This window comes from Bradyrhizobium sp. Leo170 (assembly GCF_004296405.1).
Taxonomy (GTDB): Bacteria; Pseudomonadota; Alphaproteobacteria; order Rhizobiales; family Xanthobacteraceae; genus Bradyrhizobium.
Genome location: NZ_PSRR01000922.1, coordinates 1 through 324, shown reverse-complemented (window position 1 = coordinate 324; position 324 = coordinate 1). Strand labels below are relative to the sequence as shown.

Annotated in this window: 1 protein-coding gene and 1 pseudogene; both read left to right on the top strand. The window is 61.7% G+C overall.

The window, feature by feature from the left end:
* Positions 1 to 204 (top strand): annotated as a pseudogene (locus tag CWO89_RS47475) (hypothetical protein); the annotation flags it as partial.
* The coding region (tnpB, locus tag CWO89_RS49890; RefSeq protein ID WP_165421650.1) for an IS66 family insertion sequence element accessory protein TnpB at positions 201 to 324 on the top strand (124 nt) is incomplete at its 3' end. The pseudogene CWO89_RS47475 and the gene tnpB, both read left to right, overlap by 4 nt.

Genomic DNA, 324 nt, shown 5'->3' with positions numbered 1-324 from the left:
TTTCGCCGGCGAGGCGTATTGCCGTCGTGCGAGGCTTCGCAGCCGACATTCGCGCCGCTGGTCGTGGAAGGTGCGTTGGAGGAGCATCACGTTCCGGCGATCAAGCTTGAGATAGCGATCGGCGATGTCGTGGTGCGGACGGACACGGCTATAGATGGCGAGCAGCTATCTCGGGTGATCCGCGCGGTACGAGCGTCACGATGATCGCGGCCGGTGCTGATCTGAAGATTTACATGGCAACGCGGCCGATTGACTTCCGCTGTGGCCATGATGGGCTTGCTGCGAAGGTGCAGGAGATGCTTCGTCTCGATCCGTTCAGCGGGG